The following is a 13,896-nucleotide window of genomic DNA, read 5'->3' on the forward strand; positions in this document are numbered from 1 at the left end:
ATTTGTTAAGTTGACGAAATTCTTACAATTTCGTAAGACAACTGGTAAAAGAGCCAGTCAGCCTTTCACATCCAGTTATAAACAGCTGCGCTTTTATTAAAACTAGCCAAAGGGGAATTTTTTGACGATAAAAAAGCCGAAAAACATGCCTCATGTTGCGAACTTCTAACAAGGAAGTCGACAATTCTTTGAGGAATCTTTCGACTAATAGCTGCAATCTTTGCGCTATATAATTTGTGTTTTAGTCAGCGGCGTCTACTATCCTGTCAGGAAACACCAATGTCACTGTTGTTCCAATTCCCACCTCAGAAGTGATTTCAAAATCAATACCCAATTCAGAAGCGACTTGATCTGCTAAATAGAGCCCCATTCCGGTGGCTTCCCCTTGCTTACGACCATTTTCTCCAGTAAAAAAAGGCCTTTTGACCCGGGGCAGATCCCCCGCGGGAATACCGATTCCGCGATCTATAATCCGCAAAACAACACTGCCATCATAAACCGCGCCTTCTAGCAAAACGCTTTTTTGTGGCAGTGAGTATTTGATACTGTTGATCAACAGCTGCTCAATCAAAAACTGCAGCCACTTTTCATCAGAAATCACTTGCAGACCTGGCTGGATTCTGACTTCAGGGAATACTTGATGCTGTATAAAGAAATTCTTCTGCTGGTTCACAGTTTTGTTGACGATTGTTGCTAAGGAGAGTTGTTGCAAAACAAAGTCCCCACCAAAGCCATCGCTCAAGCGCGCTTCGTTCAAAGCCAAATTCAAGCCACTTTTCAGTCGCTGGGTTTCTTTCAAAACCTCTACGGAATCCATTTTGTTTTCTTGTGCCATCATTTCCAATACACTGATGGGCGTCTTCATCTGGTGGGTCCACAAATTCATAAAAGTAATCTGCTGCTCCCGGGCACGGGTACTTTGCATCAGCTGGTCTTCTTGTTGCTGCAATAGTCCATTTACTTTGTAGCTGATAATTTGGCTCTCACTATCGGTATCTCCGGGCAAAATCGTGCGGGTCTTTCCGGATAGAAAATCGTACCAGTGGCGTTTTCGCAGATAGTCAATGAAAAAGCAGCCGCTTAAAAGCACCAATCCTAAAAAAAGCAAATAACTTAATAGATGCCAATTCTCCCATTTTGCCAATCCTAAAATCAAAACTATGAACAGCTGAACACCAAAAACCAGCAGAAACTGCAATCGATGAGTTTTCCAATACAGCCTCATCACTCTTCCCCCCAGTCCAGCTGATACCCTTGCCCTCGCAACGTGTGAATTTTACCTACAAGTCCCATATCTTCAAGCTTTTTTCGCAACCTGCCCATGTTTACCGACAACGTATTGTCATCGACAAAGCGTTCATCGTCCCATAATTTCATCAAAAACGTTTCTCGCTTCACAATCGTAGGCGCGTTTTGGATCAACAGCTCCATCAATTCCCCTTCTTTTTTGGTTAGAAGTTCACGCTTTTGACCATAACGAATCTCAAAGCGCTCCGGAAAATATTGCAGCTCTCGATAGCTGAAGATCCGTTCACCGGCAACAGAATATTCACCATAGGCTCGTCGCAAGTGGCTTTTAATTTTGGCAATCAGTACTTCATTGGCAAAAGGTTTCACTAAATAATCATCCCCACCATATTCCATCGCCATCACCTGATCCATGGGATGATCTCGGGCGGACAAAAAAACGATTGGGACATTGGAAAGTTTCCGCAATTCCCTAGTCCAGTAAAACCCGTCAAAATAGGGCAGATTAATATCCATCAGCACCAAATCCGGTAATAATTGGGCGAACTCTTTTGTCAAGTCTGCAAAATCTTGGGCAGCAGTGACGGTAAAGCCATATTTCGCAATCGCCTCTTTGACCACTTTGGCTAAGGCGGCATCGTCTTCAATCAAAAAAATTTTCATTTACTGTGCCCCGTTTCTCTACATTTTTGCTCCTGTATGAACCCCACGTCCCCTTCAATTCTATCAAACTTAACCTACGATGGTAACCCACAATCCAGCAAGTGCTCCGGCAACCCTTATCCGAAAAAAAGTCGTATACTGAGACTATCAAAAAGAAAGAAGGTCATGATTATGTTAGAGATCCATTACATTCCCATCGGTGACGAAGAAACAGTGGCAACTTATGACAAGGCCAGTGACTTTGTCGCAGCCCAATACAAAGAAGTCCCTGACTTGCAAGACAATTACCGCGTGACCAAAGCTTTGGTGGACGGAAAAGAAATCGAACTCAGTGACAAAACCATCGCTGGCTTATTCGCCTATTTGAATAAGTAAAATAAGTTTTCTACCATAAAAAAAGCCGAATCAGCCGCACATTCTTTCCCAGTTGTTGGAATATGCGTTTGGTTCGGTTTTTTTAGGCGCACAAACAGGCATGGATTACTAAATACGCCTTTGTGGATAAGTTCCGTAAATAACAGCAAAATTGTTTCATAAGCTGTGAAAACATAGCGAGAACACGATTCTGGCAGAATGAAAATAGTTCAATAATCGACCATTTTCCAATACTGCAGCTGCTGTAAATCATGAAAAAGCGGTTACTTGGCGGCGTGATTTCTGCCCTCAGTACACAGCCAATTTGCGACGCTGTCATAGCTGCCGCCTGTTTAACCGCGCTTTCACTTCTTCAAGCTACCAAAAAAAGGCTGCTGACTATTGTTGGCGATTCAGATAGTCTGATAGTCGCTTCATTGCTTCTTGTAGTGTTTCCATGCCAGCTGCATAGCTGATACGGACATAGCCTTCTGCCTCCGGACCAAAAGCGATTCCCGGAATAACAGCCAATTTATTCTTTTCTGCCAAATCAATGCAAAAGGCCATCGAATCTTGGCTGAAGCCTTCTGGAATCTTGGCAAAGATGTAAAAAGCGCCTGATGGTTTGGCTACCGTAAAGCCCATCTGTGTCATTTCTCCGTAGACAAAATCGCGACGTTGCCGGTATTCTTCCTTCATCACATCTGCATCATACAAGCCCTCCACCAAAGCACGAACCGCGGCTTTTTGTGAAATTGTTGAAGCAGCAGTAACCAGATATTGGTGGACTTTGATAATCTCAGCAGTCAGCTGTTCCGGCGCAAAAATAAAGCCAATCCGCCAGCCGGTCATGGCGTGGGATTTGGATAAGCCATTGATCATCACTGTTTGTTCCGGCAAGAATTCTGCGATGGAGACATGGGTCTGATCGTAACTCAACTCACTGTACACTTCATCACTGATGACAAATACCGGATAGTTTCGCAAAACATCAGCGATTGCTTGCACTTGCTGCCGGTTATAAGTTACCCCTGTAGGATTGCTGGGGTAATTCAAAATAACTGCTTTGACCTGCTCGCCATGTTCTTGCAAGGCAGCTTCCAAGCGCTCTGGTGACAATACAAACCCGTTGTCAGTCGTATCAATATAGACTGGTTTTGCGCCTGCCAGAGTGATTACCGGCTCATAGCCTGGATAAATTGGTGCCGGTAATAGCACCTTGTCGCCAGCTTCCAGCATTGCCAGCAATGAAGCAGAGATGGCTTCTGTTGCCCCTACGGTCACCAATACTTCTTTTTGAGGATCAAAGGTCAAACCATATTTTTCCTTCATGAAAAAAGCAGCTGCTTCCCGAACATCTGTCAAGCCTGCCATGCCACTATAATGACTAAAATTGTCGGTAATCGCCTGACGCCCAGCTTCTTTGACATGCTCCGGCGTATTGAAATCCGGCTCTCCCAAAGTCAGTTTCAACATACCTTCAATCCCGGAAACACGCTCATCAAATTGTCGGATGAGTGATACCGCAATTTTATAGACTTGCTTATTAAAACGTTCATTCATATTCGTCATCGAAAAACTCCTCTCAAAAAATCTGTTTTGCCGCCAATGGCACTCTGGCTGCTTTATTCACAGCGTAACAGACGTTTGTTTATCCTACATCCTATCACAATTTCCTTCAACGAAAAAGTAAAAGCCGGATAGAAAACGCAAAGCAGCGTTTTCTATCCGGCTTTTGTTAATAACTGCGATCAAAATAAGGACTAAGCATCCACGGGATCAGATTCAGGCTGATTTGCCACTTCTGCCAAAGATGCTTCTGCCTCTTCTTTGACTTTCTTGAGGTCAATGCCTTGTTGATTGGCGGCAAATACACAACCACAATAACATTGGCGATAGATATCATATTCTTTGCACATTTGAATCGACCGTTGATAGCCCCCCCGTTTTTTAAAATCGGAAGGCAGATAAGCTACATCATATATCTTTTGGATATCCAGCCCAATCTCATTGATCAATTGGGCATCTTTCATTGGCGAAATCGTCAAGGCACTGCCAAAATAATCAAACCCCAGCGCAACCGCGGCTTCTGCCACCAAGTCCAGTCTCATTTGAAAACAGGCGCTGCAGCGTTTGCCTCCTTCAGGCTCATCCTGAAGCTGGCTTCTACGAACTAAGGCAACGAATTCATTTGGTTTATAATCAGCAGCAATGAAGCCTACTTGTTGACCCGTTTGTTTATTAAAGTCTTCGACAAACTGCTGTTGCACCAATAAACGTCTTTGATATTCTGCTTTTGGATGGATATTCGAGTTTGCAAAATAAATAGTAACGTCGGCATAGCTCGTCAAAAATTCCAGGGTATAGGTGCTGCAAGGTGCACAACAACTATGGATCAAAATCTTAGGTCGCTGTTTTTTATTCTGCCAATTTTCAACTAATCCCAATAACAATTTATCGTAATTTACTTTTGTTTTTAACGGTTGTTTTTCAAGTGCTTTCATCTCGCTATGGGGTTCCTCCTGCTTCATGATTTTAAACGTCCATCTATTATAACCGAATGGCCGAAACAGTTCTCGGTTAAATCAGAACAGTTATCTTTCATTTTTAAAAGAATCAACTAAAAAAAATCTCATATAAAAAAGAAATCGGTACAGTTGCATTGTTTCCCTTGATAAATGAACGTAAAATGAAAATGAAATAACATATATTCAGGAGGTGTTCTATGAACAAGCAACTATATCGGCTACCTTTAATGTTATCTATTATCCCTTTTGTCTACCTATCTCTTTGGCTGGATACATATTTTCAATCTGTACTGGGCTTTTTCTTTTCACTGGTCTTAGCCGTTTTACTGGGTTTTTATTTCAAAGCTTCAGGTCAACTACGACTGTGGGTTTTAGGCAATATCGTCAGTACCTTGATTTCGCTTGTCTTACAACATCAGCATCCTGAATGGCATTTTTACTACCAGCCCTTCAATCCTTCTTGGTTAGTTTTGGGGCTCTCCTTACTGTATCTAATCCCGCAGTTGTTCGGCATCTTTTGGGCCGCATTCTTGAACATCAGGATCTCCAAAGACGATCGAAAAATCAGTGTTCATAAAAACGGCCGCTGATTGTTGCAATCATAGGAAAAACCGGACCCAATCAGACTATAGGAGCTGTGATAATAGTTGGGTCACCAGCCAACAAACCGAAGAAACCAAACATGAGATTCCAAAAGCCGACGATCTTCCATTAAATCATTGGAAGATCGTCGGCTTTTCATTGCTAAAAATTTCGACTGTAGGCTTTCCTAGATTTCATCAAGCCAAGTCAAGTCAGCGCCCTTCACTTTTTTTCTTTACAGGAATGGCAGTGTTCTCTCTTTGGACTAAGGCATCAAGAATGTCACAAATTTTCCTCATCCGTATCCTTTTCATTGTAGTTAAACATACGCTGTTTAGTACTTGGAAATTACTTAAGTCACACTTCCCATAGCCTGTATCACGGTTAGTAGTGATTGTATTTGGAAATAATCCGCACTATCTGATTGACTTTTTTAGTACGACAGGGCTATAATAGCCCTGTCGTACTAAAACCATTATACGATAGGCTATAGATATATTTAGGAGGTATTTTCAATGGAAAAATACAAATCATCATTAGAATCTAGCAGTAAAATATGGACACGAGATTTTATACTTATTGCGATAATAAACATGGCTATATTTACCGGGTTCAACATGATAAGTATAGCCATGCCCTTGTACGTCACTTCCTTGGGAGGAGCAGACTTCCTAACCGGACTTGTTACTACTTTTGCTACTGCTTCTGCTTTGATCATCAGAGCCTTTACTGGCATACTCTTAGACAAATTCGGATTTAAAGCAATACTTATATCTGGTATCGGAATAATGGCGGCCAGCACAATTGCTTATGCTGTTTTCCCTATTGTGGGTGTGATTTTAGCAATCCGTTTATTACATGGAATTGGTTGGGGACTTAGCTCAACATCAACATCAACCATTGCCTCAGATGTCATCCCAAAAAAGCGATTCGCTGAAGGCATCGGCTATTTCGCCCTTACCTCTTCTCTTGCGGTAGCCGTAGCACCGGCTCTTGCTATTGCAATTGTTCAAAATATTGGAATGTTACCTGTAATTATCATTGCTAGTGGATGTACCATTTTAGCAATATTCCTATCATTTTATGAACATTACCCAAAACAAACCAAAGTCGCTCATAAGCAAAAATTCAGCTTTACTAATATGTTTGACAGAAAAGCCTTGCTGCCATCTGGTCTTATGCTTCTTGTTAACTGTGCATTTGGATCTGTAACAACTTTTATCGCTCTTCATGGACAAGCTCAAGGTGTTCAAAATATTTCTCTCTATTTTACAGTATATGCTATTGTTACAATTATCAGCAGACCAGTTGTTGGAAAAGTTATTGATAAAGTAGGATTTTACTTACCATCTATATTATCTTTATTAGGAGTCGTAATGACGCTGGTTATTATTTCTTTCTCTACAAATATTACTATGTTTTGTCTCGCGGGAATTTTTGGAGGCCTGGGGATTGGTACAATTATGGGGACGCTTCAAACAATGGCGGTCTCTTCTGTATCAACAGAAAGACGAGGTGTAGCCACATCGACTTTCTTATTTGGAGTAGACGCTGGTATTGCTTTGGGAGCCGTAATTTCTGGAGCACTTGCGGGGGCTTTTGGATATAGTATAATGTTTTTATTAATGTCTGTATTTCCAGCTATCGCTTTGTTAATAGTTCTTTTATTTGGAAAAACTAAAATAGCAGACTATTCAACTAAATAAAAACAGAGGTAAATATATGAGAAATGATACTCGAAAAGAAATATTAGGTGTAGCAAAGAAGCTTTTTAACGAACGTGGGTACAATAACGTTTCAACAAGAGACATAGCTAATGTGCTTAATATCAGCAAAGGAAATCTTACTTATTACTTTAAGAAGAAAGAAGACATAATAGAAGCACTCCTTACTGAAACACCTAATACACGAGTGAAAAATGCACCGAAAACTCTAGAAGAACTAAATTTTTTCTTTGAGGATATGCAAAAAACTGTGCAAGAAAATGCTTTTTATTTTTGGCATTACACACAATTTGCAGAAATATCATCAACTATTCAAAATATGCAGTTTGAAACGCTCAATGAAAATCAGTCTTTGTTGGAGAAAACAATCCTTTTATTAAATGAAGCTGGTCTAGTAAAAGAAGAACAGTACATCGGAGAATATAATCGTCTGATAGATACACTTTTACTCTCATGCATATATTGGGTTCAGTTTGGACTTCTCAAAAAGACCACAGAAGATAACTTTCTAATACAAGCCTGGAGTATAATGTATCCTTTCTTAAGTGCTGATGGAATAGAAGCTTTAAACGATATAATAAATCCCGAATGGTTTAGTAAATAGAATAATTACTGAAGAGTTTAAAATCAAAAACAGAAGATATGATTTCCATACACACTTTTACTGTGAAGTTTAAGTGTGTATTTTTTATGACTTTAGTCAATTTCGGGCGCAAAGCTTGCGAAAAAAGCCAACTGGGCATTTCTATACGTGGATGAAATAGCTTTGGCTATAAAAAATCCTTTCGAAATACTAGTAAGTGGCGACCAACCGCTCATCGTATCGAAAGGAGTTTTTTCATGTAAATGACGATAAAAGTCAGCAGACACTTGTTGGATTTGTAAGTATCACACTATATGCAATCATAATGAATAAAGGGTAAACGGATGAAGAATTTTGTGACAATCATTGTGTCTTAATCTAAAGAGAGAACATGACCACACAGGGAAAGAGAGAAAACGAATGACGATGATTTTCCTTCACGAAATCTAGAAAAGTCTATGTTTGGAATTTTTAGCAATGAAAAGCTGACGATCATCCAATGATTTTAATGGAAGATCGTCAGCTTTTCGTTGCGCCTCACGTTTGATCGTGTGCGTTTTTCAGAGGAGGGTGACTCAACTATTGTCACAGCAGCTCCTAGGTTACTTATCAAACTTCTTTTAAATGGATCTTTTTGATAATCAGCTTATCAAACATCGTCGTCTGATTATCCTGTTCACCAATCACTTCTGCTACCACATTTTTACCTTCGTGTTTCTTTCTTAGCTGATAGACGATTTTGCCGGTCTGTTTCAATTCATTCACCATATCCACGACCCCGCCAAAACCGGTCTTTCGAGTAATAAATCCTAAAGCCACCATTCGTTCATCCAGGTTTTTCGCTGAAACAGTTGAGCCGGTGATCAATGCTTCTCTCATGACATTCAAAAAGTCATCTAGTCCGTCGACTGTTTCAATCTGAGTTTCTTCTGGCTCTGGTCGATTGTGGAGTTCTTGCAGGAGGTTCTCATATTGTTCCTGTGTCAGCATGACCCCTGCGACCTTTTCGCGATTAAAAACATAGACGGCGGTTCCCGCTTGACGAGCCTGATCAAAAACATCCATCGGTGATTTTTTAACTTCAGTGATCGACGTTGTGGGCACTTCCAACTTTTTCAGTTCCATTCTGGTCACTCCTAATATGTCTGCAGATACCGAAATACACAGGTATCCGGCTCAAGTGCGATCCTTTCTTTAAAAGGCCGCGGTCTTATTCAACGTTCACATTATATCATAAACCGACCTTTTCACCACAGCCAACTGAGAAAAATCTCACGGCTAAAAAGAACGCTTGTCTGCTTCCTTAAAGTTGATATGGCTTATAGAAACCCCAAAAATGGAACTGTCCGCCTCTCTTCTACTTTCTGATTTCTCAGTGTCACTGACAGCTTAAGTTACTTTTCTTATAATACTGTAGTCAGTCACAGCTCAGAAAGACAGCTATTTTTTTATCTTCAAAGTCAACGCATTGATGGCAACAATGATGGTACTCAACGACATCAAAATCGCGCCGACAGCCGGATTCAAAATAATTCCAATAGGGGCCAAAATACCTGCGGCTAACGGAATGGCGAAGATATTGTAGCCGGCTCCCCACCAGAGATTTTGGATCATTTTTCTGCGGGTCTGTTTTGCTAAATCGAGAAAGTGCAGAATGTCTTCCGGATTGGAATTCGTCAACACCACATCAGCTGAATCAATGGCAACATCTGTACCGGCACCAATCGCGATTCCAATCGTGGCACGAGCCAAGCTAGGTGCGTCATTGATTCCATCGCCAACCATAGCCACGCGGTTGCCTTCTTTGGTCAGCTTGGCAACAATGGCTTCTTTTCCGTCTGGGAGGAGTTCAGCATAAAAGTTATCCAAGCCCAGATATTTTGCAACAGCTTCTGCGGCGTGCTGATTATCCCCAGTTAACATCACCGGCTCGATACCACGCGTTTTAAGAGCTGCGATAAACGTCTTAGCTTCCGGTTTAATCTGGTCCCCTAAGGCAATCAAAGCTGCCAGCTGATCATCTACCAGAAGATAGCTGATAGTGTTTCCCTGTTCTTGATAGCTCGCTGCTTTTTTTGCAGGAACGGTTATTGACAAGCGGGTCAGTTCCTTTTCATTGATGATCTTTAGCTGATGCCCATCTGCTTCACCAGAAAGACCGACACCGGCGATATTTTTCACATTGGAGCCGGCAGCGGGGGTTATTTTTTGCTCTTCCAAATATTTCATAATCCCAGTAGCGATTGGGTGGTTTGCTGAAGACTCCAAAGCACCAATCCAAGACAACAGCGTTTGATCTTTTTCTGTGGTAGAAAAATTTTCGAATCCGGTCACGGCAAAGGTTCCGGCCGTCAATGTTCCGGTTTTATCCAATAACACCATATCCAAGTCATGGGCATTTTCCAAAGCATTGCGGTTTTTCAGCAGCAAGCCATTTTTAGCAGCGATCGAAGTGGAGCGAGCAATCACCAATGGAATCGCCAATCCCAGCGCATGGGGACAAGCAATTACAAATACCGTCACCATACGATCCATCGCAGTTGGCAAATCACTGACAATCAGCCAGACAACAAAAGCTGTAATCCCGGCTGCAAGGGCAACATAAAAGAGCCATTTTGCAACTTTATCCGCCAATCCCTCCAACTTAGACTTTTCTGATTGGGCACGGCGGACCATTTCCATCACTTTTGCCAAATAGCCGTTTTCACCAGTGCCTGTCACTTTGATTCGAATCGTGCCATTGCCGTTCACCGAGCCGCCAATGACGTTATCGCCCACCTGCTTTTTGACCCCACGGGACTCGCCGGTCACAGCAGATTCGTCTACGGTACTTTCACCGTCTTCGATGACACCATCCGTTGGCATTTTGTCGCCGGCACGGACGATTAGACGATCACCCTCATTAACAGCTTGCAAGGAAATTTTTTCTTCCCCGCCATCAGCAGTGATGCGCGTCACGGTATCCGGCAACAATTCCGCCAGTTTTTGTACCGCATTGCTGGCATTAGAAATGGCGTTCATCTCCACCCAATGCCCTAAAAGCATAATGACAATCAGTGTCGCCAATTCCCAGAAAAAGTCCATGACGTGCTCGCCATGAAGAAAATGGTTAGCAATAAAAGCATAGATACTGTAAACGTACGAAACGGAAATCCCCATTGCAACCAGCGTCATCATGGCAGGACTCTTTTGTTTCAACTCCATCTTGGCACCACTCAAAAACGGCTGCCCTCCATAGAAGAAGAGGACTGTCGCCAAGATCAAAACAATCCAATCCGAACCTGGGAAGGTAAATTGAAATGGCAGTTTAATTCCCATCATCGGAGACAATACAATAATCGGAATCGCCAGCACCAGGGAAAGCCAAAACTTCTGCTTAAAGTTTCCCATATGCATGGAATGATCCATCCCCCCCATGTCGTGGCCCATGTGACTCATATCATGGCCCATCATTTGATGATCCATCCCACTCATATCTTGATGATTCATCTGACTGTGATCCATTTCACTCATATCTTGGTGATTCATTTGATTGTGATCCATTTCACTCATATCTTGGTGATTCATTTGACTATGATCCATCTGACTATGATCCATCTTGGACATCTCTTGATGGTTCATTTGAGAATCCCGTGAGTCATTTCCTAATGGATTTTGTTTTTTACTATCGGACATTTTATTCACACCCTTCATTTAGATAACTTCCTTTATCCAATCGTATCATTTAAGTAAAAAAAATTCATTTTGTGAGCATTTCTCCCACAAAATGAATTTTTCAACATCAAAGTTTCTTGCGATTCAAGCTGAGAGAATTCAACAATACGCTGACTGAACTGAAAGCCATTGCACCACCCGCAACAATCGGATTCAAAAAGCCTAACGCGGCAAAAGGAATACCAATGGTGTTGTAGATAAAGGCCCAGAACAAGTTCTGTTTGATTTTACGAATCGTCGCCTGCGACAGCTCGATCATCTTGCCAACATAAGTCAAATCACTGTGAATCAAGGTAACATCCGCGGTTTCCATGGCGATATCCGTGCCATTTCCCATAGCAATTCCGATATCCGCCAGAGCCAAGGCAGGTGCATCATTGATTCCATCCCCCACCATGCCGACGACTTCACCTTTTGCTTTCAACAGTGCCACTTTTTCCGATTTGTCTTCAGGTAGAACTTCCGCAAAAATATGGTCTGTTGGAATTCCTACTTGTTTGCCAATATATTGCGCTGCTTTGGCATTGTCACCGGTCAACATGTAGACTGCAACACCGGACTGCTGCAACTGAGCGATAGCTGCTTTTGAGGTCTCTTTAATCTGATCGGCAACAGCAATGGCCCCCAAGACACTGTGCTCATCCGCTAAAAGCATCAGTGTTTTGCCTTCTTCTGCCCAACGACTGATTGCCCCATCATAAGCTGAAATTTCTGCAGCATCTTTCACAAAATTCCGTGTACCTAAGCGATAGTTCACACCCGCAACCTGTCCAGTGATCCCAAAACCAGGAACTGCCGCAAAATTGCCGACTTCTTGTAAAGCGGTCCCCTGTTCCTCAGCATACGCGATAATCGCCTGTGCCAATGGGTGCTCTGACTGATTTTCCAAGCTGGCAATTACTCCCAGAAGATGGGGATCACTCAGCTGTAAATCAGTCACGACTGGTTTTCCGACAGTGATGGTACCGGTTTTATCCAAAATGACACTGGAAATATGTGAAGCCGTCTCCAGCGCCTGACCACCTTTGATCAGGATACCGTTTTTGGCACCAAGCCCAGTCCCTACCATGATGGCTGTGGGAGTAGCCAATCCAAGGGCACAAGGACAAGCAATAACCAAAACTGCCACACTGTGAATCAATGCCACCTGCCAATTCCCAACAATCAAACCGGTAGCTATCAGTGTCACAAGAGCTGCAATCAACACTACTGGTACAAAAATTCCGGAAATCTTGTCGGCAATTTGTTGGATAGGAGCTTTTGATCCTTGCGCATCCTCTACCATGCGAATAATCCGGGCCAGCACGGTTTCGTTACCGACCTTCAGCGCCTTGATCTTGATTGTACCCGTTGTATTTACCGTACCGCCGAAAATCGTATCACCGACACTTTTTTCAACAGGTAAGCTCTCTCCTGTCAGCATGCTTTCGTCGACAGATGTTCGACCATCAAGAATCGCAGCATCTACTGGAATTTGTTCTCCGGGCCGCACGAGTAGTTGCATGCCAACGGTAACTTGTTCTAATGGCAGCTCAACACTGCTGCCATCTGCCTGCAAAACGCTGGCAGTTTTTGCCTGGAGCCCCATCAATTGCTTGATTGCATTAGAAGTTTTCGTCTTAGCCAAAGTCTCCAAGTATTTTCCCAACAGAATCAAAGTAATAATCATGCCGCTGGATTCAAAATAAAGTTCATGGGGTTTGCCAGCAAAAAAGCCATTGTAGACACTCAACAGATAGGCCGCCGTGGTCCCCATTGCCACTAGCACATCCATGTTTGGTGCTTTGGTTTTAATCGCGTGATAGGCACCTTTATAAAAGCGCATCCCCACCACAAACTGAATCGGTGTCACCAACACCAGCTGTACCCATGGTTCATGAAAGAACATAACCAGTGGCTGATGAACACCTGCCATCATCAGCAACATAGCAATCATCAATGGAGCTACCAAAATAGCACTGACAATCAAATCCCGCTTCATATTCCGTAAATGGCGGGCTTTTTCTTCTGCCACTTGTTTCTGATGGTTTTCATCGTCCAAGATGGCCCCATAGCCGATTTGCTCCACACAAGCAATCAGCTCCTCAGCCGTCAAATCGGTATAAGAAACAGTTGCTTTTTCTGTCGCCAGATTGACATTCGCAGAAAGAACCCCCGGCTGTTGATTCAGTTCCTTTTCTACACGGGCTGAACAGTTGGCGCAAGTCATGCCGGTAATCACAAAGCTCTGTGTTTGCGTTTCTTCACCTGCCGTCTGTGCCTGAGTCATCAGATCACCTCAGCAGGATAGCCGGCTTCTGTGACTTTTGTCGCGATTTGAGCTGCAGAAACCTGGCTATCATCAAATTTGACGACGCCGTTTTCTTTTTTTAAATTGATCTTCACTTTTTGGATTCCCGGCAATTCATTGATGCCGTTTTCTACTCGAGCTACACAGTGTTGGCAGCTCATGCCTTTGATTGAAAATGTTTGTTTCATAATAAATTCCTCCATTTTATGA

General features: G+C 42.5%; 12 protein-coding genes. 4 read left to right on the forward strand and 8 right to left on the reverse strand.

The features are described 5' to 3' along the window. Window positions 1–241: 241 nt before the first annotated feature. Together BAU14_RS10965 and BAU14_RS10970 are read right to left on the reverse strand one after the other, a co-directional pair. Window positions 242–1,225 (reverse strand): sensor histidine kinase, encoded by a 984-nt coding sequence (locus tag BAU14_RS10965; protein ID WP_161900150.1) that lies wholly within the window; start codon window positions 1,223–1,225, stop codon window positions 242–244. Then, window positions 1,225–1,911, reverse strand: coding sequence for a response regulator transcription factor (locus tag BAU14_RS10970; RefSeq protein WP_161900151.1), 687 nt, complete (start codon window positions 1,909–1,911; stop codon window positions 1,225–1,227). Before BAU14_RS10970 ends, BAU14_RS10965 begins: the two co-directional genes overlap by 1 nt. A gap of 171 nt (window positions 1,912–2,082) precedes the next feature. On the opposite strand from BAU14_RS10970, the gene BAU14_RS10975 reads away from it, so the two are divergent. After that, on the forward strand, window positions 2,083–2,286 hold the full coding sequence (locus BAU14_RS10975; RefSeq protein ID WP_202622213.1) for a hypothetical protein: 204 nt from the start codon (window positions 2,083–2,085) through the stop codon (window positions 2,284–2,286). A 378-nt stretch (window positions 2,287–2,664) separates the two neighbouring features. Here BAU14_RS10975 and BAU14_RS10980 read toward each other — a convergent pair whose 3' ends face one another. After that, window positions 2,665–3,837 carry a pyridoxal phosphate-dependent aminotransferase gene (locus BAU14_RS10980; RefSeq protein ID WP_161900152.1) on the reverse strand — a complete coding sequence of 391 codons (1,173 nt, stop codon included), beginning with the start codon at window positions 3,835–3,837 and terminating at the stop codon, window positions 2,665–2,667. Between the two features lie 191 nt (window positions 3,838–4,028). After that, window positions 4,029–4,796 (reverse strand): epoxyqueuosine reductase QueH, encoded by a 768-nt coding sequence (locus BAU14_RS10985; protein ID WP_237580457.1) that lies wholly within the window; start codon window positions 4,794–4,796, stop codon window positions 4,029–4,031. Window positions 4,797–4,990: 194 nt separating this feature from the next. On the opposite strand from BAU14_RS10985, the gene BAU14_RS10990 reads away from it, so the two are divergent. From BAU14_RS10990 to BAU14_RS11000, 3 genes are all read left to right on the forward strand, one after another. Continuing rightward, window positions 4,991–5,383, forward strand: a complete 393-nt coding sequence (locus BAU14_RS10990; protein ID WP_161900153.1) for a hypothetical protein — start codon at window positions 4,991–4,993, stop codon at window positions 5,381–5,383. A 507-nt stretch (window positions 5,384–5,890) separates the two neighbouring features. Next, a complete protein-coding gene (locus tag BAU14_RS10995) occupies window positions 5,891–7,081 on the forward strand; it encodes an MFS transporter (protein WP_161900154.1) in 1,191 nt (396 codons plus the stop codon). Between the two features lie 16 nt (window positions 7,082–7,097). Then, window positions 7,098–7,703 (forward strand): TetR/AcrR family transcriptional regulator, encoded by a 606-nt coding sequence (locus BAU14_RS11000; RefSeq protein ID WP_161900155.1) that lies wholly within the window; start codon window positions 7,098–7,100, stop codon window positions 7,701–7,703. 588 nt (window positions 7,704–8,291) lie between these two features. Here BAU14_RS11000 and BAU14_RS11005 read toward each other — a convergent pair. The 4 genes from BAU14_RS11005 to copZ form a co-directional block, all read right to left on the reverse strand. Next, window positions 8,292–8,807 (reverse strand): type II toxin-antitoxin system Phd/YefM family antitoxin, encoded by a 516-nt coding sequence (locus BAU14_RS11005; protein WP_161900156.1) that lies wholly within the window; start codon window positions 8,805–8,807, stop codon window positions 8,292–8,294. 315 nt (window positions 8,808–9,122) lie between these two features. After that, a complete protein-coding gene (locus tag BAU14_RS11010) occupies window positions 9,123–11,303 on the reverse strand; it encodes a heavy metal translocating P-type ATPase (RefSeq protein WP_161900221.1) in 2,181 nt (726 codons plus the stop codon). Window positions 11,304–11,463: 160 nt separating this feature from the next. Next, window positions 11,464–13,665 carry a heavy metal translocating P-type ATPase gene (locus tag BAU14_RS11015; protein ID WP_161900157.1) on the reverse strand — a complete coding sequence of 734 codons (2,202 nt, stop codon included), beginning with the start codon at window positions 13,663–13,665 and terminating at the stop codon, window positions 11,464–11,466. Beyond that, window positions 13,665–13,874 carry a copper chaperone CopZ gene (gene copZ, locus BAU14_RS11020; protein ID WP_161900158.1) on the reverse strand — a complete coding sequence of 70 codons (210 nt, stop codon included), beginning with the start codon at window positions 13,872–13,874 and terminating at the stop codon, window positions 13,665–13,667. Before copZ ends, BAU14_RS11015 begins: the two co-directional genes overlap by 1 nt. Window positions 13,875–13,896 lie beyond the last annotated feature (22 nt).

Origin of the sequence: Candidatus Enterococcus leclercqii (assembly GCF_009933135.1) — a bacterium.
Lineage (GTDB): Bacteria > Bacillota > Bacilli > Lactobacillales > Enterococcaceae > Enterococcus_C > Enterococcus_C leclercqii.